At 72.3% G+C, this 24441-nt stretch carries 23 protein-coding genes; 17 read left to right on the top strand and 6 right to left on the bottom strand.

Annotated elements, in window-relative coordinates:
* Positions 1 to 52 precede the first annotated feature (52 nt).
* From M1L56_RS13610 to M1L56_RS13585, 6 genes are all read left to right on the top strand, one after another.
* Positions 53 to 997, top strand: coding sequence for a sugar-binding transcriptional regulator (locus tag M1L56_RS13610; protein ID WP_067945965.1), 945 nt, complete (start codon positions 53 to 55; stop codon positions 995 to 997).
* Positions 998 to 1038: 41 nt separating this feature from the next.
* Positions 1039 to 2046, top strand: coding sequence for a deoxyribose-phosphate aldolase (gene deoC / locus M1L56_RS13605; protein WP_067945964.1), 1008 nt, complete (start codon positions 1039 to 1041; stop codon positions 2044 to 2046).
* 17 nt (positions 2047 to 2063) lie between these two features.
* Positions 2064 to 3620 (top strand): aldehyde dehydrogenase family protein, encoded by a 1557-nt coding sequence (locus M1L56_RS13600; RefSeq protein ID WP_082846945.1) that lies wholly within the window; start codon positions 2064 to 2066, stop codon positions 3618 to 3620.
* Positions 3617 to 4477: an aldehyde dehydrogenase family protein gene (locus M1L56_RS13595; protein ID WP_067945962.1), complete on the top strand. Its 861-nt coding sequence runs from the start codon at positions 3617 to 3619 to the stop codon at positions 4475 to 4477. Before M1L56_RS13600 ends, M1L56_RS13595 begins: the two co-directional genes overlap by 4 nt.
* An 84-nt stretch (positions 4478 to 4561) precedes the next feature.
* Positions 4562 to 6058, top strand: coding sequence for an SDR family oxidoreductase (locus tag M1L56_RS13590; protein ID WP_248599634.1), 1497 nt, complete (start codon positions 4562 to 4564; stop codon positions 6056 to 6058).
* Positions 6059 to 6151: 93 nt separating this feature from the next.
* Positions 6152 to 7030, top strand: coding sequence for a glycerophosphodiester phosphodiesterase family protein (locus M1L56_RS13585; RefSeq protein ID WP_248599633.1), 879 nt, complete (start codon positions 6152 to 6154; stop codon positions 7028 to 7030).
* Positions 7031 to 7055: 25 nt separating this feature from the next.
* Here the strand turns inward: M1L56_RS13585 and M1L56_RS13580 are convergent, their stop codons facing one another.
* A complete protein-coding gene (locus M1L56_RS13580) occupies positions 7056 to 7607 on the bottom strand; it encodes an O-acetyl-ADP-ribose deacetylase (RefSeq protein ID WP_248599632.1) in 552 nt (183 codons plus the stop codon).
* A 3-nt stretch (positions 7608 to 7610) separates the two neighbouring features.
* Positions 7611 to 7889, bottom strand: coding sequence for a metal-sensitive transcriptional regulator (locus tag M1L56_RS13575; protein ID WP_067945954.1), 279 nt, complete (start codon positions 7887 to 7889; stop codon positions 7611 to 7613).
* 108 nt (positions 7890 to 7997) lie between these two features.
* Here M1L56_RS13575 and M1L56_RS13570 point away from each other — a divergent pair, with 108 nt between their 5' ends.
* On the top strand, positions 7998 to 9902 hold the full coding sequence (locus M1L56_RS13570; RefSeq protein WP_248599631.1) for a DUF2207 domain-containing protein: 1905 nt from the start codon (positions 7998 to 8000) through the stop codon (positions 9900 to 9902).
* A gap of 21 nt (positions 9903 to 9923) precedes the next feature.
* Here M1L56_RS13570 and M1L56_RS13565 read toward each other — a convergent pair whose 3' ends face one another.
* Positions 9924 to 10151 (bottom strand): hypothetical protein, encoded by a 228-nt coding sequence (locus tag M1L56_RS13565; RefSeq protein ID WP_067945949.1) that lies wholly within the window; start codon positions 10149 to 10151, stop codon positions 9924 to 9926.
* Positions 10152 to 10237: 86 nt separating this feature from the next.
* On the opposite strand from M1L56_RS13565, the gene M1L56_RS13560 reads away from it, so the two are divergent.
* The 7 genes from M1L56_RS13560 (at position 10238) to M1L56_RS13530 (ending at position 18179) form a co-directional block, all read left to right on the top strand.
* The gene (locus tag M1L56_RS13560; protein ID WP_067945947.1) at positions 10238 to 10969 is read left to right on the top strand and encodes a ZIP family metal transporter; all 732 of its coding nucleotides are present in this window, start codon (positions 10238 to 10240) and stop codon (positions 10967 to 10969) included.
* Positions 10970 to 11198: 229 nt separating this feature from the next.
* Positions 11199 to 13322, top strand: a complete 2124-nt coding sequence (locus M1L56_RS13555) for a DEAD/DEAH box helicase (RefSeq protein ID WP_067945945.1) — start codon at positions 11199 to 11201, stop codon at positions 13320 to 13322.
* 136 nt (positions 13323 to 13458) lie between these two features.
* A complete protein-coding gene (locus M1L56_RS13550; RefSeq protein ID WP_248599630.1) occupies positions 13459 to 14490 on the top strand; it encodes a 6-phosphofructokinase in 1032 nt (343 codons plus the stop codon).
* A gap of 4 nt (positions 14491 to 14494) precedes the next feature.
* Positions 14495 to 14992, top strand: coding sequence for an 8-oxo-dGTP diphosphatase (locus M1L56_RS13545; RefSeq protein WP_248599629.1), 498 nt, complete (start codon positions 14495 to 14497; stop codon positions 14990 to 14992).
* A 91-nt stretch (positions 14993 to 15083) separates the two neighbouring features.
* The gene (locus M1L56_RS13540; RefSeq protein WP_248599628.1) at positions 15084 to 16259 is read left to right on the top strand and encodes an inorganic phosphate transporter; all 1176 of its coding nucleotides are present in this window, start codon (positions 15084 to 15086) and stop codon (positions 16257 to 16259) included.
* Positions 16256 to 16597 carry a peptidase gene (locus tag M1L56_RS13535; protein ID WP_231878523.1) on the top strand — a complete coding sequence of 114 codons (342 nt, stop codon included), beginning with the start codon at positions 16256 to 16258 and terminating at the stop codon, positions 16595 to 16597. Before M1L56_RS13540 ends, M1L56_RS13535 begins: the two co-directional genes overlap by 4 nt.
* A gap of 106 nt (positions 16598 to 16703) precedes the next feature.
* Positions 16704 to 18179: an NCS2 family permease gene (locus M1L56_RS13530; protein WP_248599627.1), complete on the top strand. Its 1476-nt coding sequence runs from the start codon at positions 16704 to 16706 to the stop codon at positions 18177 to 18179.
* A 73-nt stretch (positions 18180 to 18252) separates the two neighbouring features.
* Here M1L56_RS13530 and M1L56_RS13525 read toward each other — a convergent pair whose 3' ends face one another.
* Positions 18253 to 19599 (bottom strand): uracil-xanthine permease family protein, encoded by a 1347-nt coding sequence (locus M1L56_RS13525; RefSeq protein WP_248599626.1) that lies wholly within the window; start codon positions 19597 to 19599, stop codon positions 18253 to 18255.
* Positions 19600 to 19755: 156 nt separating this feature from the next.
* Between M1L56_RS13525 and M1L56_RS13520 the strand changes: the two genes are divergently transcribed.
* Together M1L56_RS13520 and M1L56_RS13515 are read left to right on the top strand one after the other, a co-directional pair.
* Complete coding sequence (locus tag M1L56_RS13520) at positions 19756 to 20133, top strand: DUF4190 domain-containing protein (RefSeq protein ID WP_248599625.1); 378 nt, start codon at positions 19756 to 19758, stop codon at positions 20131 to 20133.
* A 106-nt stretch (positions 20134 to 20239) separates the two neighbouring features.
* Positions 20240 to 21625, top strand: coding sequence for an adenylate/guanylate cyclase domain-containing protein (locus M1L56_RS13515; protein WP_248599624.1), 1386 nt, complete (start codon positions 20240 to 20242; stop codon positions 21623 to 21625).
* On the opposite strand, the gene M1L56_RS15985 is transcribed toward M1L56_RS13515, so the two are convergent.
* On the bottom strand, positions 21616 to 21750 hold the full coding sequence (locus tag M1L56_RS15985; protein WP_282573607.1) for a hypothetical protein: 135 nt from the start codon (positions 21748 to 21750) through the stop codon (positions 21616 to 21618). The two genes, M1L56_RS13515 and M1L56_RS15985, sit on opposite strands and share 10 nt — an antisense overlap.
* Positions 21751 to 21905: 155 nt before the next feature.
* Here M1L56_RS15985 and M1L56_RS13510 point away from each other — a divergent pair, with 155 nt between their 5' ends.
* On the top strand, positions 21906 to 23438 hold the full coding sequence (locus M1L56_RS13510) for an aspartate ammonia-lyase (RefSeq protein WP_082846943.1): 1533 nt from the start codon (positions 21906 to 21908) through the stop codon (positions 23436 to 23438).
* Between the two features lie 70 nt (positions 23439 to 23508).
* Here M1L56_RS13510 and M1L56_RS13505 read toward each other — a convergent pair whose 3' ends face one another.
* Complete coding sequence (locus tag M1L56_RS13505) at positions 23509 to 24384, bottom strand: fumarylacetoacetate hydrolase family protein (RefSeq protein ID WP_248599623.1); 876 nt, start codon at positions 24382 to 24384, stop codon at positions 23509 to 23511.
* Positions 24385 to 24441: the final 57 nt, after the last annotated feature.

Here is a 24441-nt window from a genome sequence, read left to right as displayed (position 1 = left end):
GTTGCCGCGCGCGCACCGCGAGCCTACGCTGGAAGACGGCGGAAGGAGACGAATGGACGAGACCGACGAACTCCTCTCGATCCGGGCGGCGGAGCTCTACTACGAAGAGAACAAGACGCAGGACGAGATCGGCCAGGCGCTCCGCCTGACGCGCTGGAAGGTCGGGCGCCTGCTCGCGCAGGCCAAGCAGCGCGGATTCATCCGCATCGAGATCCTGCACCCGCGTGCCCGACGGCTGCCCATCGAACGCCGTCTCCGCGAGGAGCGCGGCCTCGACGACGCGATCGTCGTCTCGTCCGCGGGCGTCAGCTCCGCCGACGAGCTGCAGGCGCGCACCGCCCAGGCCGCGGCCGACTACCTCACGGCGCTCCGGCCCGTGCCGCGCACCCTCGGCGTGAGCTGGGGGCGCACGCTCTTCGAGATCTCGCAGCACCTGCGCAGCGGATGGGCCACCGGCGTCAACGTGGTGCAGATCAACGGCGGCGTCAGCCTGAACCGCCGTGCCGGCACCGCTGCGGCCACGGCCGTCGCGATGGCGCAGAAGGGCGGCGGCAACGCCACCCTGCTTCCGAGCCCCGCGATCCTCGAGCACCTCGCGACCAAGGAGGCCATCGAGTCCGACCGCGTCGTCGCCGGCGTCATCGAACTCGCCCGATCCGCCGACGCCTACCTGTTCAGCGCCGGCCCCGCCGACCACTCCTCGGTGCACATCGAGAGCGGCTACCTCACCGACGCCGACGTCGACCTCCTCGTGCAGAAGGGCGCCGTGGGCGACGTCGTCGGCCGCTACATCGACTCCGACGGCAACATCGTCGACCCCGCGCTCGACGCGCGCACCGTCGGCCTCACCCTCGAGGAACTCCGCGAGGGCCGGCTGCGCATCGCCGTCATCGCCGGGCAGTCCAAGCACCCCGTCGCCGACGCGGTCGTCCGCTCCGGCCTCTGCTCCGTCCTCGTCACCGACGAGGCCACCGCACTCCACCTCCTCGACGGCTGAGCCGCGCCGCGGCATCCGTCACGACCGAAAGCCAGGAACACATGTCAGGCACCTCACTGGTCACCGCCCGCGAGCGCGCGCTCGCCGTGCTGGGCGGCGAGCCCGACGACGCCACCCTCCGCCGGTACCTCCACGGCATCGCGGGCGTCGACGCGGTCGGCCTCGAGCAGCGCGCCGCCGCGCTCGGCACCCGATCCATCAAGACGACGTCCAAGAAGTGGGCGCTCGACCGCATCATCTCGCTCGTCGACCTCACGACCCTCGAGGGCGCCGACACCCCCGGCAAGGTCCGCTCGCTCGTGGCCAAGGCCATGGTGCCCGACCCGGCGGATGCCACGACCCCCCGTGTCGCGGCCGTCTGCGTGTACGGCGACATGGTCCCGTACGCGGTCGACGCGCTCGGTGCCCTGCACGGCGACCCCGACGACGGCCGCATCGCGGTCGCCGCGGTCGCGACCGCCTTCCCGTCCGGCCGGTCCTCGCTCGAGATCAAGCTTGCCGACACCGCCGAGGCCGTCGCCAACGGCGCCGACGAGATCGACATGGTCATCGACCGCGGGGCGTTCCTCGCCGGCCGCTACGGCCTCGTGTTCGACCAGATCGCCGCCGTCAAGGAGGCCTGCCGCCGCCCAGACGGCACGAGCGCCTCGCTCAAGGTCATCCTCGAGACCGGCGAGCTCGTGACCTACGACAACGTCCGCCGGGCCTCGTGGCTGTCGATCCTCGCCGGCGGCGACTTCATCAAGACCTCCACCGGCAAGGTGCAGCCCGCCGCGACGCTGCCCGTCACGCTGCTCATGCTCGAGGTCGTCCGCGACTGGCACCTCATGACCGGGCAGCGCATCGGCGTGAAGCCCGCGGGCGGCATCCGTGCGTCGAAGGACGCGATCAAGTACCTCGTGACCGTCGCCGAGACGGTCGGCGAGGAATGGCTGCAGCCGCACCTGTTCCGGTTCGGCGCGTCGAGCCTGCTGAACGACGTGCTCCTGCAGCGCCAGAAGATGACGACCGGCCACTACTCCGGCCCCGACTACGTCACGATCGACTGAATCGAGAACCGAGAACCATGAGCTTCCTCGAATACGCCCCCGCACCCGAGTCGCGGGCGATCCTCTCGCTCCGCGACAGCTACGGCCTCTTCATCGACGGCGAGTTCGTCGACGGCCGCGGCACGCCGTTCACCACCTCGTCGCCCGCGACGGAGGAGCGCATCGCCACGATCGCCGCCGCGAACACCGCCGACGTCGACGACGCGGTCGCCGCCGCCCGGCGCGCGTACGACCGCACCTGGTCGCGCATGTCGGGCCGCGACCGCGGCAAGTACCTCTTCCGCATCGCCCGGCTCATCCAGGAGCGCGCCCGCGAGCTCGCCGTCGCCGAATCGCTCGACAACGGCAAGCCCATCAAGGAATCGCGCGACGTCGACGTGCCGCTCGTGGCCGCCTGGTTCTTCTACTACGCGGGCTGGGCCGACAAGCTCGACCACGCGGGCCTCGGCGCGAACCCCCGCGCGCTCGGCGTCGCCGCCCAGGTGATCCCGTGGAACTTCCCGCTGCTGATGCTCGCCTGGAAGATCGCGCCCGCCCTCGCCGCCGGCAACACGGTCGTGCTGAAGCCCGCCGAGACCACGCCGCTCACGGCGCTGCTGTTCGCCGAGATCGTGCAGCAGGCCGACCTGCCGCCCGGCGTCGTGAACATCATCACGGGCGCCGGTGACACCGGGGCCGCACTCGTCGCGCACGAGGGCGTCGACAAGGTGGCCTTCACCGGCTCGACCGCCGTGGGCCGCGCGATCGCCAAGCAGGTCGCCGGCACGAACAAGAAGGTGACGCTCGAGCTCGGCGGCAAGGCCGCGAACATCGTCTTCGACGACGCGCCCGTCGACCAGGCGATCGAGGGCATCGTCAACGGCATCTTCTTCAACCAGGGCCACGTCTGCTGCGCCGGCAGCCGCCTGCTCGTGCAGGAGTCCATCCATGACGAGGTCGTCGAGCGGCTGAAGCAGCGCCTGTCGACGCTCCGGCTCGGCGACCCGCTCGACAAGAACACCGACATCGGCGCCATCAACTCGGCCGAGCAGCTCGAGCGCATCAACGAGCTGGCCGAGGCGGGCGTCGACGAGGGTGCCGAGCGGTGGAGCGCGCCGTGCGAGATCCCCGAGAACGGGTTCTGGTACGCGCCGACGATCTTCACCAACGTGCAGACCTCGAACCGCATCGCGCGCGAGGAGATCTTCGGGCCGGTGCTCTCGGTCCTCACCTTCCGCACGCCGCAGGAGGCGATCGCGAAGGCGAACAACACCCCGTACGGCCTCTCGGCCGGCATCTGGAGCGACAAGGGCAGTCGCATCCTCGCGGTCGCCGACCAGCTCCGCGCGGGGGTCATCTGGGCCAACACCTTCAACCGGTTCGACCCGGCCAGCCCGTTCGGCGGCTACAAGGAGTCCGGCTACGGCCGCGAGGGCGGCCGCCACGGCCTCGGCGCGTACCTCGCGCCCGCCACGGCCGGTTCCGTCTCCCGGGGCGGCGCCCGCGCGGTCGAGGCCGCCGCGGCCTCCGCCGAGGAGCGGCCCGCCCGTCGCCGCCGAACGCCCAAGCCCGCGAAGAAGGGAGCCGCGAAGTGAGCCGCCTCGCCGTGCCCAAGACGTACAAGCTGTTCATCGGAGGCGCGTTCCCGCGCAGCGAGTCCGGCCGGACCTACGAGGTCGTGAAGGCCGACGGCGGGTTCCTCGCGAACGCCGCCAAGGCCTCCCGCAAGGACGCCCGTGACGCGATCGTCGCCGCGCGCGGCGCGGTCGGCGGGTGGGCCGGCGCCACCGCGTACAACCGCGGGCAGGTGCTGTACCGCATCGCGGAGCTCCTCGAGGGCCGTCGCGCCCAGTTCATCGCCGAGATCGAGGATGCCGAGGGCGCCACGCGCGCCCAGGCCGCCGCCCAGGTCGACGAGGCGATCGACCGCTGGGTCTGGTACGCCGGCTGGGCCGACAAGTTCGCCCAGGTCGCGGGCAACGCCAACCCCGTCGCGGGCCCGTACTTCAACATCTCGGTGCCCGAGCCGACCGGCGTCGTCGCGATCATCGCCCCGCAGGACTCCTCGCTCGTCGGCCTCGTCTCGGCGGTCGCCCCGGCGCTCGTCGCGGGCAACGCGGTCGTGGTCGTCGCCAGCGAGCGGTTCCCGCTCTCGGCGATCTCGCTGGCCGAGGTGCTCGCCACGAGCGACGTGCCCAAGGGCGTCGTCAACGTGCTCACCGGCTCGCCCGCCGAGATCGCCCCGTGGCTCGCGAGCCACGCCGACGTCAACGCGATCGACCTCGTCGGCGCGGGCGACCTCGACTGGATCGACCTCGAGATCGCGGCGGCCGACACCCTGAAACGCGTGCTCCGACCCGAGCAGGGCCCGGATGCCGCGGCGCCGACGCTCGACCGCATCGCGGCGTTCACCGAGACGAAGACGGTCTGGCACACGAAGAGCCTGCGCTAGCGGCTCGAGGGCGCTTCGGGCGCCCTCGGAGGATTCACAGCACCGGCCCGGCCCGGCCCGCACCGCGCGGGCTAGGGTCGGGCCATGCGCATCCTGGTGACCGGGGCGACCGGCTACATCGGCGGGCGGCTCGTGCCGCGCCTGCTCGACGAAGGGCATGACGTCCGCGTCGTCGTCCGGCGTCCCGAGCGGCTGCGCGACGTGCCGTGGGCCGCGGGGGTCGACCTCGTCGACGGCGACCTCACGGATGCCGCGGCGGTCGCGCGGGCGATGCGCGGCATCGACGTCGTCTACTACCTGGTCCACTCCATGGGCGGCCGGGGGGACTTCGAGCAGTCCGAGCTCCGCATCGCGCGGAACGTGGCCGCCGCCGCGCGGGCGGCCGGCGTCCGCCGCATCGTCTACCTCGGCGGACTCCACCCGGAGGGCGGCACGCTCTCGCGCCACCTGCGCTCGCGGGTCCGGGTGGGCGAGATCCTGCTCGAGTCGGGCGTGCCCACGGTGGTGCTGCAGGCGGGCGTCATCATCGGGTCCGGCTCGACGTCGTTCGAGATGATCCGGCACCTGACCGAGGTCCTGCCGTACATGCCGGCGCCGCGCTGGGTCCGCAACTTCATCCAGCCCATCGCCGTGCGCGACGTGCTGCACTACCTGATCCGGGCCGCCGAGCTCCCGCCTGAGGTGAACCGCGCGTTCGACATCGGCGGGCCCGACGTCCTCCGCTACGGGCAGCTCATGAACGGCTACGCGGTCGAGGCGGGCCTCCGGCAGCGGCCGATCGCGGCGCTGCCCGTGCTCACCCCGTGGCTGGCCGGTCAGTGGGTGAACCTCGTGACGCCGATCCCGAGGCGGCTCGCGGTCCCCATCATCGAGTCGCTCCAGTTCGACTGCGTCATGCGCGAGCACGACATCGACGCCGTCATCCCGCCGCCGCCCGAGGGGCTCGTGGGGTACCGCCGCTCGGTGCGCCTGGCGCTCGAGAAGGAGCGCTCGGGCGAGGTCGAGACCAGCTGGCGCAATGCCGAGGTCGAGGGCGCCCCGAGCGATCCGCTGCCGAGCGACCCGGACTGGGCCGGGTACACCGTCTACGTCGATCACCGCGAGCGCCGGTCGAATGCGCCGGTCGAGGCGCTGTGGTCGGTCATCGAGGGCGTGGGGGGCGAGAACGGGTGGTACTCGTTCCCGCTCGCCTGGGCGATCCGGGGCTGGATCGACAAGCTGTCCGGCGGCGTCGGGCTCCGCCGCGGCCGCCGGGACCCGGACACGCTGTATCCGGGCGACGCGGTGGACTTCTGGCGGGTCGAGGCGATCGAGCGGCCCCGGTTCCTCCGGCTCCGCGCCGAGATGCGGGTGCCGGGCCGGGCCTGGCTGGAGATGTCGGCCGAGGCGGACGGTCGCGGGTCGGTCTACCGGCAGCGCGCGGTGTTCTTCCCGAAGGGACTCGCCGGGCGCCTCTACTGGTGGTCGATCGTGCCGATCCACGGCATCGTGTTCGCGGGCATGGCGAACCGGATCGCCGTCGAGGCGGAGACCGTGGCCCGGGCGGGATCGCGGACGGATGCGTCATCCGTCGGCACCTGACCGCGCAAGAAGGTAACGAAACGGTAACGACGTTGCTACAGTGGCCTGCACGGTGCGCGCAAGGAGGCGCGGCACCGAGGAAGGTCCCGACCCGTGCCCCACGCCCCCCGTCCGGTCCGCATCGCCCTCGCCGCCACCGGCGTCATCGCGACCGCCTCGCTCCTGTGGACCGCCGCGACCCCCACCGACGTCTACGCCATCGACGTGTTCGGCGCGCTGCGTCAACCCGGTGAGGCCGCCGCCATCATCGCCCACCGCGGCGACCGGTCGCTCGCACCCGAGAACACCATGCCCGCGCTCGAACTCGCGATGGACGAGCTCGCCTACGTCGAGACCGACGTGCGCCTCACCCGCGACGGCGTCCCCGTGCTCTTCCACGACACCGACCTCGAACGGGTCGCCGGGCGCGAGGGTCGGGTCGAGGACCGCACGTTCGCCGAGCTCGCGCGGCTGGACGTCGGTCGGTGGTACTCCGACGAGTTCGCCGGGGAGCGGATCCCCACGCTCGAGGCGTTCCTCGCCGAGCTCGCCGAGCGCGACGACGCGCGCGCCCTCGTCGAACTGAAGGCCGACTGGACGCCCGCCCAGGTCCGCCTCGTCGTCGACCTCATCGAGCGGCACCGCCTCCGCGGCCGCGTCGTGCTGCAGAGCTTCAGCATCGAGACGCTGCAGTCGGTGCAGCGCGTCGCCCCGACCACGCCGCGTATCATGCTCATCCGCGAGCTGCCGGCCGACCCCGTCCCGCTCGCCGAGTGGCTCGGGGTCATCGGGTTCGGCACCACCGCCGCGTCGGTCACCGCCGCGCCCGGAGCCGTCGACGCGGCCCACGCGGCGGGCATCGCGGTGCTCTGCTACACGCTGAACACGCAGGACACGTGGGCGCAGGTGAGCGAGCTCGGCGTCGACGGGATCATCACCGACCAGCCGAGCGACCTCGACGCGTGGATCGCCGCGACCGCGCCCGGCACGTGAGCGACGCGCCGGCCCGGCCGGCAGGTCAGCGGTCCGCGACGGCGTCGACGCCCAGGCGCTCCGCGGCCGCGACGAACTCGGCGTGCATCGGCGGCGAGAACAGCACGAACCGCACGAGGCCGGGCGTCTCGCGGGCGACGGCCGCGGTGCCGATCGCGACGGTGGCGGCGTCGTCGGCGGGCCATCCGTAGACGCCGGCCGACACGGCGGGCAGCGCGACGGATGCCGCACCGAGCCGTGCCGCGAGACCGAGGGCGTTCCGGTACGCCGACTCGAGCAGGCGGCGGCGCCGGTCCGCCTCGGGTCCGTCGCCGGGCCAGACCGGGCCGACGGTGTGCACGACCCAGCGTGCGGCCAGTCGCCCGGCGGTCGTCGCGACCGCCTCGCCGGTCGGGAGTCCGTCGGGCAGCGTGCCGGCGCGCAGGGCCCTACACTCGGCGAGGATCTCGGGCCCGCCCGCGCGGTGGATGGCCCCGTCGACGCCGCCGCCGCCGAGCAGCGACGAGTTCGCCGCGTTGACGATGGCGTCGACGCGCTCGAGCGTGAGGTCGCCGGTGACCAGCTCGATCCGCGGCATCCGTCAGGCCCGGTTGTTGGACAGCTCGAAGATGCGCACGAGTTCGGCCACGGCCTCCTCGCGCCGGTCGCCGCCCTCCTCGTACATATGCGAGACGTGGGTGCGCAGGTGGTTCTCGACGAGGAGCTTGTTCAGCGACCCGAGCGACTTCTGCACCGCCAGCGACAGGGTGATGATGTCGACGCAGTAGTCCTCGTTCTCGATCATCTTCTCGATGCCGCGCAGCTGGCCCTCGATGATCTTCGTGCGGTGGAGCGCGCGCTTCTTGATGTCCTCGATCACCCTGCAAGGATACGCCCGCGGGGGATACCCCCGTCCGTATTCCGTCGAGGCGGCGCCGCGTGCGCGCGAACGGATGACGCGGGGCGGCCGGTTCGCTACCGTGAGGGCATGGTCGCCACCCGGTCCCGCGCCCGCCGGCCACGTCGCCCCGCCGCCCTCACGGCGCTCGCCGGAGCGCTCCTCATCGCCGCGTTCGGCGCCGCCGCCTCCGCCACGGCCGCGGTCGCCGCGGACCGGCCGGCCGCACCGCCGCCGGTGCGGGCCGTGCCCGGCGACGTCGACGACTTCACGTTCGCCGGCTTCGACGCGGTCTACCGGTTGGGCCGCGACGCCGACCGGCGCTCGGAGCTGCTCACGACCGAGACGCTCGTCGCGGTGTTCCCCGAGTACGACCAGAACCGCGGCATCCGTCGCGCGATCCCGCGCACCTACGAGGGCCATCCGACCGACATCCGCGTGGTCTCGGTGACGGATGCCGAGGGGGAGCCCCGCGGCTTCGAGACCGAGCGGAGCGAGGACGGCGAGTTCGAGCTGGTCACCATCGCCGCCGACGACTACGTCCACGGCGAGCAGACGTACGTGATCACGTACCACCAGCGGAACGTCACCTTCGAACCCGACGACCGCGACATCCAGGAGTTCTACTGGGACGTCAACGGCACGGGCTGGGCGCAGCCCTTCGGCGTCGTCCGGGGCGAGCTGCGGCTCGAGGACGGTCTCGCCGACGCGCTCACGGGCGACGCCGCGTGCTACCGGGGGTACGAGGGCTCGAGCACCCCGTGCGAGACGCTGCGGGCGGATGACGCCGCCGAGGGCGTCGTCGTCGCCGAGGCCGCGGCGCTCGGCCCCTACGAGAACCTGACCCTGGCCGTCGGCTTCGACCCGGGGACCTTCGAGCCGCGCGACGAGCGGTTCACCTCGTCGCCGGCCGCCATGGGTTCGGCCGCCGCGGCGCTCACCGCGCTCACCGTCGCGATCCTCGCCGGCGTCTTCCGTGCGACGCGGTGGCGCGACCACCCCGGACGCGGCATCGTCATCGCCCAGTACGAGCCGCCCGAGCGTCCGTCGCTCATGGAGGCCGCGGACCTCGTGCGCGCCCCAGGCAAGGGCATCACGGCGACGATCCTCGGCGAGGCCGTCGCCGGACGAGTACGCGTGGTCGAGACGGGACGGAAGAAGTACGCCGTCGAGCTCACCGGCGACGCGGGCGGCGCCGACCGCGACGCGACGCGCGTGCTCTCGGCCCTGTTCGGCCCGGGGGCCCGCCCCGGAGCGCGCCGGAACCTCAAGACGAGCGACACGACCCTCGGCACCAAGCTGATGAACCTGCGCCGCCAGGTGCACTCGCGCGTCGCCCGCGAGGGGCTCCGCCGCCGACCGGACGTGGGCCTGCGCATCCTGCTCGCGGCGCTCGCGATCGTCGCGTCGACGCTCGCCGTGATCCTCGGCATCGCCGCGCTCGACGCGCGGATGGGCGGCGCGTGGCCATGGCTGCCGATCATCGGGGCGTCCGCGCTCGCCGTCGCCGCGGTGTGGATGGTGGCCGACGTGCGTCCGCTCACCGAGCGCGGCCGCGAGCTCCGCGACCACCTCGAGGGGCTCCGCCTGTACATCCGGCTCGCCGAGGCCGACCGGCTGCGGATGCTGCAGAGCCCGACCGGCGCGGAGCGCGTGCCCATGGCACCGGCCGCGGGTGCGGCATCCGCGGGCCTCGACCCCGACGCGGTGCTGCGCATCACCGAACGGCTGCTCCCGTACGCGGTGCTGTTCGGGCAGGAGCGCGAATGGAGCGAGGAGCTCGCCGCGCTCTACGCGCAGCGGGGCGAGCAGCCCGGCTGGTACGCGGGCCGCAGCGGGTTCAACGCGGCCGTGTTCGCCTCGAGCGTGAGTTCGTTCACCACCGCGTCGAGCTCGAGCTGGTCGGGATCGTCGTCGAGCTCGTCCTCGAGCGGCTCGGGCGGCGGCGGTTCGAGCGGCGGCGGGGGCGGCGGCGGTGGAGGCGGCGGCGTCTGACCGCGCCGGCCGCCGCGGCGGTCACTCCTCGTCGGCGGAGGAACCCGGCCCGGGCTCGTCGGGCAGCGGCACGCGGCGCTCCTCGTCGATGCCGACGACCTCGTCGTCGGTGTCGTCGCCCACCGGACGCTCGTCGGCGTCCGCGGCTGCGGCGTCGAGATCGGCCTCGGCGGGGATCTCGCCGTCCTGTGCGACCTCGAACTCGTGATCGTCGGCGAGGCCCTCGCCGAACTGCGTCGACTCGTCCATGCTGCGAGCCTAGCCCCCGGCGGCGCACGGCGACAGGGCGGGACGTCGTCCCGGGTCGCAGGGGCCCGGCGGCGTAGGCTGCGGCCATGCCGGAGTGGGGATGGGCGGCACTGGCCGGGCTCGCCGCGGGCGGTGCGCTGCTCGCGGGCGCCGTCGTGGCCTGGCTCGTCGACGTGCCCCGCCGCATCGTCGCGGGCACCATGGCCTTCGGCGCGGGCGTCCTCATCTCCGCCCTCGCGTTCGACCTCGTGCTCGAGGCGCAGGCCGAGGGCGGCCTCGGACCGACCGTGCTCGGCTTCGGCGCGGGGGCGATCGCGTACGTGCTCGCCAACCGGCTGCTCGACCGGTTCGACCAGCGCAACCCGCGCGGGCGCGGCGAGGCACCGGGCACCGGCACGGGCATCGCCGTCGGAGCCCTCCTCGACGGCATCCCCGAGTCGGCGGTCCTGGGGCTCAGCATGGTGGGCGGGTCGGGGGTGAGCGTGCCGGTCCTCCTCGCGATCGTCATCTCCAACGTGCCCGAGGGGCTGAGCTCGACCGCCGAGCTCAAGGCGTCGGGGCGGTCGGCGCGCTGGACGATGCTGCTGTGGGCGGGGATCGCGCTCGCCTGCGCGCTCGCGGCCATCGGCGGGTTCGTCGTGCTCGACGACGCCTCGGGCGCGGTGACCGCCTTCGTGACCGCGATCGCCGCCGGAGCCATCCTCGCGATGATCTGCGACACGATGATCCCCGACGCGTTCCGCACGGCGCACGAGTTCACGGGACTGCTCGCCACGCTCGGATTCCTCGCCGGCTACGCGGTGCACCAGGGCGTCTGAACGCGCCCATTGGCGCGGACCCCTCGACGACGCGTAGAATGTGCGAGGCGCCCGACGGATCCGTTCTTCGGTCCGACGGCTGGGGGAACTCGCCCCGCCATGCTCGGCTTCCGGATTCGGCGCACCGCGACGACGGCCTCGACGATCGAGCCCGTCCGGCGGCGGTGCGGGCCACCACGCCGGTGGTCGGGGGAGCCCGTTCGCATCGGGCCCAGACAGGGGAGGACCATTGGCCCAGACGAGGCAGCGGCAGCGCACGCGTTCGCGTGACGACGACGCGCCCATCATCCCGATCCTCGCGCGGAAGGTCCGCGAGGTCGAGCAGAAGGCCCAGAAGAACAAGCTGGGACCCACCAACCGCACGAAGTTCCAGGTCATCGCGCTGCTCATGCGCGAGGAGCGCGCCCGCGTGAAGGGCGACGCCGAGCTCGGTGACGCCGCGCGCGCCGAGCTGCTGAAGCGCCTCGACGGCATCGCGCAGATCCTCGCGAAGACCGCGGCACGCGACACGAGCCTGATCACGCTCCTCGAGCCGGACGCCTCGATCTCCACGGTCGCGCAGCGGTTCCGCCGCGACTGGCTGCTCGAGTCGGGCGCCGAGCTCAGCGAGGACGAGCTCATCATCGTCCGCGAGCCCGAGCCGCGGCCGGAGATCGCCGAGAACCAGGTGATCCCGCGCTCGGTCAAGGCGCGCCAGCTGGCCAGCCCGTTCCTCGCGCCCGACTTCTCGCGCACCGCGCAGCCGACCGTCCCGGTCCGGCGCCTCGCGAACTGGGAGCTGCTCGGGCCCCTGTTCAAGTCGTTCGAGTCCGGCTCCGGCGGCCAGGCCGCGTCCATGGCGCTGCCCGAGCCGCCGCGGATCGACCGGCTCGCCCCGCGCGGCCTGGAGCTGATGCCGCACCAGGCGCGGTTCGTCGAGGCGGCACGCCAGGGTCACCGGCGGTTCCTCCTCGCCGACGAGCCCGGACTCGGCAAGACCGCGCAGTCGGTCCTCGCGGCCTCCGTCGCCGGCGCCTACCCGCTGCTGGCCGTCGTGCCGAACGTCGTGAAGATGAACTGGGCCCGCGAGGTCGAGCGCTGGACCCCGCACCGCCGCGCGACCGTCATCCACGGCGACGGCGACGGCGTGGACGCCTTCGCCGACGTGATCGTCGTGAACTACGACGTGCTCGACCGCCACATGGCGTGGCTGTCCACGCTGGGCTTCCGCGGCATGGTCGTGGACGAGGCGCACTTCATCAAGAACCTGCAGTCGCAGCGCTCGCGCAACGTGCTCGCGCTCGCCGACCGCATCCGCCGGAACACCCCGGGCGGCGACCCGCTGCTGCTCGCCCTGACCGGCACCCCGCTCATCAACGACGTCGACGACTTCCGTGCGATCTGGCAGTTCCTCGGCTGGATCGACGGGGACCGTCCGTCGCCCGAGCTGCTCGGCAGGCTCGAGGAGACCGGGCTGACGCCGGCCGACCAGGGCTTCTACGCCGAGGCGCGCCGCATCGTCATCGACCTCGGCATCGTGCGCCGCCGCAAGGTCGACGTCGCCGCCGACCTGCCCGAGAAGCGCATCGCCGACCTGCCCGTCGAACTCGACGACGAGGTCGGCCGGTCGATCCGCGCCGCCGAGCGCGAGCTCGGCCACCGCCTCGCGAACCGCTTCCGCGCACTCGTCGAGTCGCGCAAGCTCCGCGTCGGCGACCTCGACGAGCTCGAGCGCGACCAGTTCATCCGCGCGGTCGCCCTCTCGGAGCTCGAGGAGTCGAAGTCGGCCAAGTCGGGCGAGAACGTCTTCACGATGGTGCGTCGCATCGGCCAGGCGAAGGCCGGCCTCGCGGCCGACTACGCCGCCCAGCTGGCCCGCTCGGCCGGCAAGGTCGTGTTCTTCGCCAAGCACATCGACGTCATGGACCAGGCCGAGGCGGCGTTCGCCGCCCGCGAGCTGCGCACGGTGTCGATCCGCGGCGACCAGACCGCGATCGCCCGCCAGCACGCGATCGATGCGTTCAACTCCGACCCCGAGGTCTCGATCGCGGTGGCCTCGCTCACCGCGGCGGGCGTCGGCGTGAACCTCCAGGCGGCGTCGAACGTCGTGCTCGCCGAGCTCAGCTGGACCGCGGCGGAGCAGACGCAGGCGATCGACCGCGTGCACCGCATCGGCCAGGACGAGCCCGTCACCGCGTGGCGCATCATCGCCGCCCACACGGTCGACGCGCGTATCGCCGAGCTCATCGACCAGAAGCAGGGCCTCGCCCTGCGGGCGCTCGACGGGCTCGACGTGGAGCCGGGCTCGGCCGACTCGGTGCAGCTCGACGCGCTGCAGCACCTGCTGCGCCAGGCGCTCGACGGCGCCCTGTAGCGGCGGTCGCGCGGCGTCCGCTCCCCGTCATCGGCGCGGACGGATGCCGCGGGCCCCGCTAGACTCCTCGACGTTCGCGCCTCGATGAAGCGGCATCCCCGCGAACGTCCACCTCACGAGGAGTCAACCAGTGGTCATGAAGATCGGCATTCTCACGAGCGGCGGCGACTGCCCCGGCCTCAACGCGGTCATCCGCGGCGCCGTCCTGAAGGGCGTCATCACGCACGAGGCCGAGTTCGTCGGGTTCCGGTGGGGATGGCGCGGCGTCGTCGAGGGCGACATCATGCCCATCACGCGCCACGACGTGCGCGGCCTGTCGAAGCAGGGCGGCACCATCCTCGGCTCGAGCCGCACCAACCCGTTCGAGGGCGAGAACGGCGGACCCGACAACATCCGTCGCATGCTCGAGGCCGAGGGCATCGACGCGATCATCGCGATCGGCGGCGAGGGCACCCTCACGGCCGCCCGGCGACTGGTCGACGAGGGCGGGCTCCCGGTGATCGGCGTGCCCAAGACCATCGACAACGACCTCGCCGCGACCGACTACTCCTTCGGCTTCGACACGGCCGTCGAGATCGCGACCGAGGCGATCGACCGACTGCGCACCACGGCCGAGTCGCACAACCGCGCGATGGTCCTCGAGGTCATGGGCCGGCACGTCGGCTGGATCGCGCTGCACTCGGGCATGGCGGGCGGCGCGCACGCCATCCTCATCCCCGAGCAGCCCATGGGCATCGACGAGATCTGCCACTACGTCGAGTCGGTCCGCGACCGCGGCCGCGCGCCCCTCATCGTCGTCGCCGAGGGCTTCAAGCTCGACACGATGGAGGAGGCGCACTCGCACCTCGGGCTCGACGCGTTCAACCGTCCGCGTCTCGGCGGCATCGCCGAGAAGCTCGCGCCGATGATCGAGGAGCGCACCGGCATCGAGTCGCGCCACACCGTGCTCGGGCACATCCAGCGCGGCGGCGCGCCCTCGGCGTACGACCGCGTCCTCGCGACGCGGCTCGGCATGGCCGCGGTCGACGCCGCCGTCGACCGGGCGTGGGGCAGCATGGTCACCCTGAGGGGAACCGACATCGCCCGGGTCACGATCGCCGAGGCGACCGGCGGGCTCAACCTGGTGCCGCAGTCGCGCTACGACGAGGCGAAGATCCTCTTCGGCTGAGCCGATGACCGAACCACGGATGCCGCTGCCGCAGGTCTGCGTCTGCTACCTGCTGCGCGAGTCCGAGGGCCGCACCCAGGTGCTCCTCGGCCGCAAGAAGCACGGCCTCGGACGCGGGTACTTCGTGGGGCTCGGCGGCAAGCTCGAGCCGGGAGAGACCGCGGTCGAGGCGGCCGTGCGCGAGGTCCACGAGGAGTCGGGCGTCACCGTCCGCGCCGCCGACCTCGAGGCGCGCGGGCGGTTGACGTACCTGTTCCCGCATCGCGAGGCGTGGAGCCAGGAGTCGAGCGTGTTCGTCACGCGCACGTTCACGGGCGTGCCCGCGGCATCCGACGAGCTCGACCCGGAGTGGTTCGACGTCGACCGGGTGCCGCTCGCGGAGATGTGGGACGACGCGAAGCACTGGCTGCCGGGCGTGCTCGCCGGCGGCCGCGTGCGACGCACCTTCACCTTCGGCGCCGACCTCGCGAGCGTGGTGGATCACCGGGATCACGTCGCGTAGGATCATCGGGGCTCGGCGCTCGCCGACATCCGCAACCCCTCCTGCGTGAACAGCAGGTGAATCCCTCACCCGATCTCACGGAAAGACGCCGGTGGATCTCACTCTCATCGTCGTGCTGGTCATCGCGCTGGCGCTCTTCTTCGACTTCACGAACGGGTTCCACGACACGGCGAACGCGATGGCCACGCCCATCGCCACCGGGGCGCTCCGGCCGAAGGTCGCCGTCGGCCTGGCCGCGGTGCTGAACCTGATCGGCGCCTTCCTGTCCACCGAGGTCGCGAAGACCATCTCGGGCGGGCTCATCCGCGAGGGCGAGGGCGGCGTGTTCATCACGCCCGAGCTCATCTTCGCCGGCCTCATCGGGGCGATCACGTGGAACATGATCACGTGGCTGCTCGGCCTGCCCTCGTCGTCGAGCCACGCGCTGTTCGGCGGCCTGATCGGCGCCGCGCTCGTCGGCTTCGGGCTGCAGGCCATCGACGGCGGCGTGGTGATGTCGAAGATCATCCTGCCCGCCCTGCTCGCCCCGCTCACGGCGGGACTCGTCGCGTTCACCGCCACCAAGCTCGCCTACGCGATCACGCGCCGCCACGACGGCAAGCCCGACGGACGCGACGGCTTCCGGTACGCGCAGATCTTCTCGAGCTCCCTCGTGGCGCTCGCGCACGGCACGAACGACGCGCAGAAGACGATGGGCGTCATCACGCTGACCCTGATCTCGGTGGGCATGCAGCCGGTCGGCTCGGGGCCGGAGTTCTGGGTCGTCGTGACGTGCGCCGTCGCGATCGCCCTCGGCACGTACATGGGCGGATGGCGCATCATCAAGACCCTCGGCACGGGCCTGACCGACGTGAAGCCCGCCCAGGGCTTCGCCGCCGAGACCTCCACCGCCGCGACGATCCTCGCGTCCAGCCACCTCGGCTTCGCGCTCTCGACCACGCAGGTCGCCTCGGGTTCGGTGATCGGATCGGGCCTCGGCCGGCGTGGTTCCACGGTCCGCTGGCGCACGGCGGGTCGCATCGGCGTCGGGTGGCTGCTCACCCTGCCGGCAGCCGGCGGCGTGGGCGCGCTCGCCGCGCTGATCGCCCAGACCGGGGTCACCGGGGTGCTCATCGCGGCCTTCGGCGCCGCGGCGATCATCGGCGGCATCTACCTGTGGTCGCGCCGCGACGAGGTGTCGCACCACAACGTGCTGAGCGAGGTCGCCGACTCCGGTCGCGCCGTGAAGATCAAGCGCGACCCGAAGCCGAAGAAGGTGGCCAGGTGATCGACTGGATGGCGTTCGTGATCGTGCTCGCCGCGTCGCTCCTCGGCGCGGGCGTGGTCGTCAGCCTCTACGCGCTCGGCCTCCGGCTGCTGACCGTCGGCGGCCGCACGCCCGTGGTGGCGCCCGCGACGTTCACCGACGCGATCACGGTCGTGACGCCCGAGCAGGCCGCGAAGGCCGCCAGGCGCGCCGAGAAGGCCGCCAGGAAGAGCCCGCTCACCGATGCGCAGAAGCGCGCGGCCGTGGTCGCGGCGTGGATATGCTTCGGACTGAGCGGCTCGGCCGTGCTGTTCGGAATCTATCTGATCGTGCCGGCGTTGCATGGCACGGGCGGCTGAGCCGCCGTCACCTCGTCCGGGCCGCCGTCGTCCCGCTCCGACCCCCGCTCGCCCGAGCGGACCGCAGCCGAGGCGCCCCACCGGCGCCTCCCGACCCGGGGACCACATGACCGCGACCGAGACCGAACACCGACCCGAACCCGAATCGCCGTCGCGCGCCGGAGGCGCGCTCGACCGCTACTTCGAGATCACGAAGCGCGGCTCGAGCATCTCCGCCGAGGTGCGAGGCGGCATCGTCACGTTCGTGACGATGGCCTACATCGTCATCCTCAACCCGATCATCCTCTCGAGCGGCACGGACGTCGCGGGCGACAACCTCGACTTCGCCCAGGTCGCCGCCGTCACCGGGCTCACGGCCGGCGTCATGACGATCCTGTTCGGCGTCGTCGCGCGGCTGCCGTTCGCGTTCGCGGCCGGGCTCGGCATCAACTCGTTCCTCGCGGTGTCCGTCGTCGGCCAGGTCACCTGGCCGGAGGCGATGGGCCTCGTCCTCATCAACGGGCTCGTGATCGTCCTGCTCGCCGCGACGGGCCTCCGCCGCCTCATCTTCGAGGCCGTGCCGATGCAGCTGAAGCTCGCGATCACCGTCGGAATCGGCCTGTTCATCGCCTTCATCGGCTTCGTCGACGCGGGCTTCGTCACCGCGACCGGCGCCGCGTCGCCGCCCGTCGGCCTCGGGGTCGACGGATCGGTCTCGACCATCCCCACGCTCGTGTTCGTCGCGACGCTCCTCGCGACGGGCGTGCTCGTCGCGCTGCGGGTGAAGGGCGGCATCCTCATCGGCCTGCTCTCGGGCACGGTGCTCGCGCTCGTGCTCGAGTCGATCCTCGACCTCGGCCCGAAGGCGGGCGCCGACGGGACGGTGAACCCCGAGGGCTGGGGGCTGTCGGTGCCCGAGCTGCCCGCCCAGTGGGTGAGCCTGCCCGACCTGTCGCTCGTCGGCCAGGTGAGCCTCGGCAGCTTCGAGCGCATCGGCGTGCTCGCCGCGCTCATGCTCGTGTTCACGCTCGTGTTCACCAACTTCTTCGATGCCCTCGGCACCATGACCGGCCTGTCGAAGGAGGCCGGCCTCGCCGACGCGAAGGGCGACTTCCCGCGCCTGCGTTCGGCGCTCGTCGTCGAGGGCGTCGGCGCGGTCGCGGGCGGGTTCACGTCGAGCTCGTCGAACACGGTCTTCATCGAGTCCGGGTCCGGGATCGGCGAGGGCGCGCGCACCGGCCTGGCGAACCTCGTCACCGGCGTCCTCTTCCTCCTCGCGATGTTCCTGACCCCGCTCACGTCGATCGTGCCGTCCGAGGTCGCCGCCGCGGCCCTCGTCATCGTCGGCGCGCTGATGATGTCGCAGATCCGCGGCATCGACCTGTCGGACTTCAGCGTCCTGCTGCCCGTGTTCCTCACGGTCACGGTCATGCCGCTGACGTACTCCATCGCCAACGGCATCGGCGCGGGCTTCGTCAGCTGGGTCGTCGTGCGCGCGCTGTCGGGCAAGGCGCGTGAGATCAGCCCGCTCCTGTGGATCGTGGCCGTCGGCTTCGTGATCTACTTCACGCGCGGCCCGGTCGAGACGCTCATCGCCGGCTAGCCGCACGCAGTACCGGAAACGGCGGATGCCGCGGGGACCTCGCCCCGCGGCATCCGCCGTTCGTCGTCTCGCCTCAGTGGCGGGCGTCGGGTGCGGGCGTCGCGCTCGCGCCCGTGACCGGCTGCTCCGCCGGTGCCGCGGTGCCGCGGAGCCGGGCGATGCCGTTCATGAGGTGGTAGATCGCGATCGCGGCGATCGTGCCGAGCGCGATGCCGTTGAACACGACCTCGCCGGCGTTGAACGTGAAGTCGGCGATCCCGATGACGAGCGCCGTCGCCGCGGTGAACTGGTTCACGGGGTTCGTGAAGTCGACGCGGTTGTCGACCCAGATCTTCACGCCGATGACGCCGATGAGCCCGTACAGCGCCGTCGTCACGCCGCCCAGCACGCCCGGAGGGATCGTGTTGATGATCGCGCCGACCTTCGGAGACAGGCCGAGCAGCACCGCGAACGACCCGGCCACCCAGTACGCCGCGGTCGAGTACACGCGCGTGGCGGCCATGACGCCGATGTTCTCGCCGTACGTCGTGGTGCCCGAGCCGCCGAAGAAGCCGGCGAGGGTCGTCGCGAGTCCGTCGGCGAACAGGGCCCGGCCGGTGTACGCGTTCACGCGCTGGTCGGTCATCTGCGCGACGCCGCGGATGTGGCCGACGTTCTCCGCGACGAGCACGAGCACCACGGGCAGGAACGCCGGCAGGAGTCCCCAGACCGCGGCATCCGCCAGCGGGTTCGCGGGGAGGTGGAACTGCGGCAGCCCGACCCACGCGGCCTCGCCGACCGCGGCGAAGTCCACCTCGCCCTGCACGACCGCGACGGCGTAGCCGACGAGGACGCCGAGGAGGATCGACATGCGCCCGAGGATGCCGCGGAACGCGACGCTCGCGACGAGCACCGCCACGAGGGTCACGAGGGCCGTGAGCGGGGCCTCCTGGAAGTTGGCCTTGGCTACGGGGGCGAGGTTCAGGCCGATGAGCGCCACGATGGCGCCGGCCACCACGGGGGGCATGAGGACGTCGATCCACCGCGAGCCCGCGAACTGCACCACGAGTCCGACCACCGCGAGCAGTACGCCCACCACGACGATGCCGAACAGCGCCGCCCCCATCGGATCGGCGACGCCCTCGGCGGCCATCGCGGCCGTGATCGGCGCGATGAACGCGAACGACGAACCGAGGTAGCTCGGCACCCGGTTGCCCGTGACGAGCAGGAACAGGATCGTGCCGATGCCCGAGAAGAACAGGGTGGTGGCGGGCGGGAAGCCCGTGATGATGGGCACGAGGAACGTCGCGCCGAACATGGCGACGACGTGCTGCGCGCCGAGGCCGATGGTGCGCGGCCAGGAGAGGCGCTCGCCGGGGGCGACGACGTCGCCGGGCGCGACGTGGGCGCCGTCGCCGTGCAGGGTCCAGGGCAGGGGCATAGGGCTCCGATCGGGTCGTGGTGGGGGCTGCACGGATGCTACCCGGTGAGGCCGCCCTCGCGTCAGCCGCCCCGCGGATCCGGGGGTTCACCCCATACCGCGGCTCCGGAGGGCTCCGTAGCGTTGAGGCATCCGCTCGAACAGGAGAACCCCGCGATGACCACCGCAACCGATCCCATGACCACTCCGACCGCGACGTCGTCGCCCGGCGACGACGCGTCGCCCTACGCCGGCGACGACGCGTCGCCTTACGCCGTCGGATCCGCGCCCGTCGTCGAGGAGCAGCGCGGCTTCGCCATCTCGAGCCTCGTGCTCGGCCTCGTCTCGTTCGTCGCCGGCTTCACCTTCGTCGTGCCGGCCGCGGGCCTCGTGCTCGGCATCCTCGCGCTGAAGCGCGAGCCCGCCGCGCGCACGATGGCGATCTGGGGCATCGTGCTGAACGCCGTGGTCCTGGCCGGCGTCGCGATCGCGGCCCTCGCCACGGTCGCGTTCGGGCTGTTCCTGCTGCCGTTCGTGCCGTTCGCCTTCATCTGACCCGCGATCCGCCCGGCGCCCCGGTCCACGCGACCGGGGCGTCGGCTGTGTCGGCCACCGGCGCATCGCGGCGGTGCGGGCGTAGTCTGGCGCTCGGAGGAGGACGATGCGCGAGCACGGGCGGCCGATCCGGGCGGCGCGACCCGACGAGCCCGGGTACGCGGCGACCGAGGACGGCTACGTCGCCTATCGCGTGTTCGGGCACGGCCCGCTCGACCTCCTCGTCATCGGCAACTGGGCGAGCAACATCGAGGTCATCACCGAGCACCCGTCGATGGCCCGCTACCTCGACCGGCTCTCCCGCTACGCGCGGGTCATCTGCTTCGACAAGCGCGGCGCCGGCCTCTCCGATCCGGTGCCCATGAACGCGCTGCCGACGCTCGAGCACTGGATGGACGACGCGCGCGCGGTGCTCGATGCCGTCGGCTCCGGGAGCGCCGCGCTCCTCGGCGACGCCGAGGGCGGCCCGATGGCGATGACGTTCGCGGCCACGTACCCGCAGCGCACGCGCGCCCTGGTGCTCGTCAACACGTTCGCTCGGATGCTCCGGGCCCCCGACTACCCGATCGGGATGCCCGAGGAGACCTCCGAGAAGCTCCTCGTCGAGTGGGAGCGGGGCTGGGGCCGCGGCGACGTCGTCCTGCCGCTCTCGGCTCCGGGCGTCGCCGACGACCCCCAGATGCAGCGCTGGGCCGGCCGCTACATGCGCCTGTCGGCGTCGCCGGCGACGGCGACGCGGATCTACCGCTGGGTCCTCCACCTCGACGTGCGGTCGGTGCTGCCGAGCATCAACGTCCCCACGCTCGTGCTGCACCGCGCGGGCAACCGGCACTACCGGGTGGCGATGGGCAGGTACCTCGCCGAGCACATCCCGGGCGCGACGTACGCCGAGCTGCCTGGCGCCGACTGGTACCCGCCCTTCGTCGACGCGGATCCGGTGCTCGACCGCATCGGGGAGTTCCTCACCGGCGATCGCGCGGAGACCGTCGACGACCGGGTCCTCGCCACGGTGCTCTTCACCGATATCGTCGGCTCGACCGATGCGGCCGCCCGGCTCGGCGACCGCCGCTGGCTGGACCTGAAGGACGCGCACGACGCGCTCGTGCGCACGCAGCTCGAGCGGTACCGGGGGAGGGAGATCGGCACCACGGGCGACGGCTTCCTGGCGATCTTCGACGGGCCCGCGCGCGCCGTGCGCTGCGCATCGGAGATCGCGAGTGCCGTCCGGACGCTGGGCATCGACATCCGCGCCGGGCTGCACAGCGGCGAGGTCGAACTGCACGACGGCGACGTCGCCGGCATCGCCGTCCACATCGCGGCGCGGGTCATGGCGCTGGCCGGGGCCGGTCGGGTGCTCGTCTCGGGGACGGTGAAGGACCTCGTGGTCGGATCGCCGATCCGGTTCGAGGACCGCGGCGAGCACGCACTGAAGGGCGTGCCCGGCCGATGGCGCCTGTTCGAGGTCGCCGGCATCGACTCCGGTCAGCCGTAGAAGCCGCGGAGCAGCGCCTCGGTTCCCTCGAGGTGCTCGGCCTGCTCGCCTCGCGGCAGGGCATCATGTCCGCCTCCGGGCGCCCGACGTTCGTGCCCGCGATCACCGCCATCGCGATCGTGCACGCGGTCATGCTCATCGACCGGACGGGCGGCGCACGAAAGCTGCACCGACCGCTCGGCCACGCATGGAAGCGCCGGGCCGCTGCGAACGGCGCCGCGGGCCCCGCGAGTAGGCTCGAATCGACCCTGCGCGGCGATCCCGCGCACCCGAAGAGGCGATGGAGCCATACGTGTCGACGATCCGACCATCCCACCCGACCGCCGTGAGCGAATCCGCTGAGGATCCGGCGATCACCGCGAACCACCTGGGCCCGACCCGCACCGAGACCGACTCGCTCGGCTCGGTCGAGGTTCCGGCCGACGCGTACTGGGGCGTGCACACCATGCGCGCGCTCGAGAACTTCCCGATCTCCAAGCGACCCATCTCGGTCTACCCGGAGCTCGTGGTCGCCCTCGCGCAGGTCAAGCAGGCGGCGGCGCGCGCCAACAAGGAACTCGGCGCGCTCGAGCCGCAGAAGCAGGCGTGGATCGAGGAGGCCTGCCAGCGCATCATCGACGGCGAGTTCCACGACCAGTTCGTGGTCGGCGTCATCCAGGGCGGCGCGGGAACGTCGACGAACATGAACGCGAACGAGGTCATCACCAACGTCGCGCTCGAGATCGCCGGATACGGCAAGGCGCGCTACGACGTGCTCCACCCGATCGACGACGTCAACCGCAGCCAGTCGACGAACGACACGTACCCGACCGCGCTGAAGCTCGCGATGACCGCGTCGCTGACGACCATGCTCATCCAGCTCGACCAGCTGCGCATCTCATTCGGCCGCAAGGGCCGCGAGTTCCACGAGGTGCTGAAGGTCGGCCGCACCCAGCTGCAGGACGCGGTCCCGATGACGCTCGGGCAGGAGTTCCACAGCTTCGCCACGACGCTCGGCGAGGACATCGCTCGCCTCCGCGAGACGATCAAGCTGCTCTCCGAGGTGAACCTCGGCGCCACGGCGATCGGCACCGGCATCACGGCCGACCCGGGCTACGCGGCATCCGTGGTGCGCCATCTCAGCGAGATCACCGGGCAGCACCTCGAGACCGCGCCCGACCTCGTCGAAGCGACGAGCGACACCGGCGTGTTCATGACCTTCTCGAGTGCGCTGAAGCGCAGCGCGATCAAGCTCTCGAAGATCTGCAACGACCTGCGCCTGCTCTCCTCCGGTCCGCAGGCGGGCCTGGCCGAGATCAACCTCCCGCCGAAGCAGGCGGGCTCCAGCATCATGCCCGGCAAGGTGAACCCGGTCATCCCCGAGGCCGTGAGCCAGGTCGCCTATGCGGTCGCGGGGGCGGATGTCACGGTCATGATGGCCGCCGAGAACGGCCAGCTGCAGCTGAACGCGTTCGAGCCGGTCATCGCGCACTCCCTGCTCCAGTCGATCACCTGGATGCGGCAGGCGTGCTGGACGCTGCGAGTGAACTGCGTCGACGGCATCACGGCGAACACGGAGCGACTCGAGGCGCAGGTCGCCTCGAGCGTCGGCGTCATCACCGCCCTCATCCCGTTCATCGGCTACACCGAGGCGGCGAAGCTCGCCAAGCAGGCGCTCGCCACGGGTCGCCCGGTCGCCGACCTCGTCGTGGAGGCCGGCCTCATGACCCGCGAGGACGTGACGCGGCAGCTCTCGCCGTCGCGACTGTCCGGCGTGCACCCGATCACCGAGGCGATCCCGGCGATCGAGCGCAAGGGCGAGCCGAGCGACTGAGTCCGCGGCGACGGTGAAGGGGGCGGATGCCGCGGCATCCGCTCCCTTCACCGTCGCTGCGTGCGGCGCGTCAGACCACGCGGCAGTGCGTGGTGAGCGAGCCGATGCCCTCGATGCTGACGGTGACGGTGGAGCCGTCCTTCAGGAACACCTGCGGGTTGCGGCTGTAGCCGGCGCCGCCGGGGCTGCCCGTCGAGATGAGGGTGCCGGGCGGGAGCGTCGCGGTCTTCGACAGGTACGAGATGATCTCGGCCACGCTGCGCACCATCTCGTTCGTCGACGCGTCCTGGAGGATGTGCCCGTCGAGGTTCGTGGTGAGCCAGAGGTCCTGCGGGTCGGCGATCTCGTCGGCGGTGACGACGACCGGGCCCGTGGGGGTGAAGCCGTCGAACGACTTGCAGCGCGACCACTGGGCCTCGCTGAACTGGATGTCGCGCGCCGTGATGTCGTTGACCACGGTGTAGCCCCAGACGTGGTCGAGGGCGTCGACGGGGGAGACGTCCTTCGCGGCCGTGCCGATGATGACGCCGAGCTCGGCCTCGTAGTCGACCTGCGTCGCGACGTCGCCGGCCCACTCGGTGGTCTGGCCGTGCCCGGTCAGGGAGTTGGGCCACAGCGAGAAGATGGTCATCGCGGATTCGGAGCGCAGCTTCAGCTCCGAGGCGTGCGCGGCGTAGTTCGCGCCGATCGCGAGCACCTGGGCGGGGCGGAGCACCGCGGAGGAGTGCCGGAGCTCGGCGACGGGGGTGGTGGGCGCCCCGCGGTCGACGGCCGTCGCGACCGCGGTGCGCACGTCGTCGAGGGCGTCGGGGCCGCGCTCGATCAGGTCCTGCAGGTCGCGCGGGGCGTCGGGGAGGAGGTCGTCGAGGAAGAGCGCGTCGTCGCCGATCACCGTCGCGAGTCGGGGGGTGGGCTGGCCGTCGACTCGGAGGTGCGCGAACTTCACCACCCCAGACTATCCACCGGTCCAGCCGGGCGGCTGTGCGAGATGTACAACGACCGG

Origin of the sequence: Agromyces sp. C10, from assembly GCF_023217995.1 — a bacterium.
Taxonomy (GTDB): Bacteria; Actinomycetota; Actinomycetes; order Actinomycetales; family Microbacteriaceae; genus Agromyces; species Agromyces indicus.
This window is presented reverse-complemented; position numbering and strand designations above follow the sequence as displayed.

Coding starts and splice junctions, on each gene's coding strand:
- M1L56_RS13600 (WP_082846945.1), top strand. CDS start 2,064: ATGAGCTTCCTCGAATACGCCCCCGCACCCGAGTCGCGGGCGATCCTC.
- M1L56_RS13590 (WP_248599634.1), top strand. CDS start 4,562: ATGCGCATCCTGGTGACCGGGGCGACCGGCTACATCGGCGGGCGGCTC.
- M1L56_RS13610 (WP_067945965.1), top strand. CDS start 53: ATGGACGAGACCGACGAACTCCTCTCGATCCGGGCGGCGGAGCTCTAC.
- M1L56_RS13570 (WP_248599631.1), top strand. CDS start 7,998: ATGGTCGCCACCCGGTCCCGCGCCCGCCGGCCACGTCGCCCCGCCGCC.
- M1L56_RS13545 (WP_248599629.1), top strand. CDS start 14,495: ATGACCGAACCACGGATGCCGCTGCCGCAGGTCTGCGTCTGCTACCTG.
- M1L56_RS13560 (WP_067945947.1), top strand. CDS start 10,238: ATGCCGGAGTGGGGATGGGCGGCACTGGCCGGGCTCGCCGCGGGCGGT.
- M1L56_RS13515 (WP_248599624.1), top strand. CDS start 20,240: ATGCGCGAGCACGGGCGGCCGATCCGGGCGGCGCGACCCGACGAGCCC.
- M1L56_RS13510 (WP_082846943.1), top strand. CDS start 21,906: ATGGAGCCATACGTGTCGACGATCCGACCATCCCACCCGACCGCCGTG.
- deoC (WP_067945964.1), top strand. CDS start 1,039: ATGTCAGGCACCTCACTGGTCACCGCCCGCGAGCGCGCGCTCGCCGTG.
- M1L56_RS13550 (WP_248599630.1), top strand. CDS start 13,459: ATGAAGATCGGCATTCTCACGAGCGGCGGCGACTGCCCCGGCCTCAAC.
- M1L56_RS13565 (WP_067945949.1), bottom strand. CDS start 10,151: ATGGACGAGTCGACGCAGTTCGGCGAGGGCCTCGCCGACGATCACGAG.
- M1L56_RS13530 (WP_248599627.1), top strand. CDS start 16,704: ATGACCGCGACCGAGACCGAACACCGACCCGAACCCGAATCGCCGTCG.
- M1L56_RS13580 (WP_248599632.1), bottom strand. CDS start 7,607: ATGCCGCGGATCGAGCTGGTCACCGGCGACCTCACGCTCGAGCGCGTC.
- M1L56_RS13525 (WP_248599626.1), bottom strand. CDS start 19,599: ATGCCCCTGCCCTGGACCCTGCACGGCGACGGCGCCCACGTCGCGCCC.
- M1L56_RS13520 (WP_248599625.1), top strand. CDS start 19,756: ATGACCACCGCAACCGATCCCATGACCACTCCGACCGCGACGTCGTCG.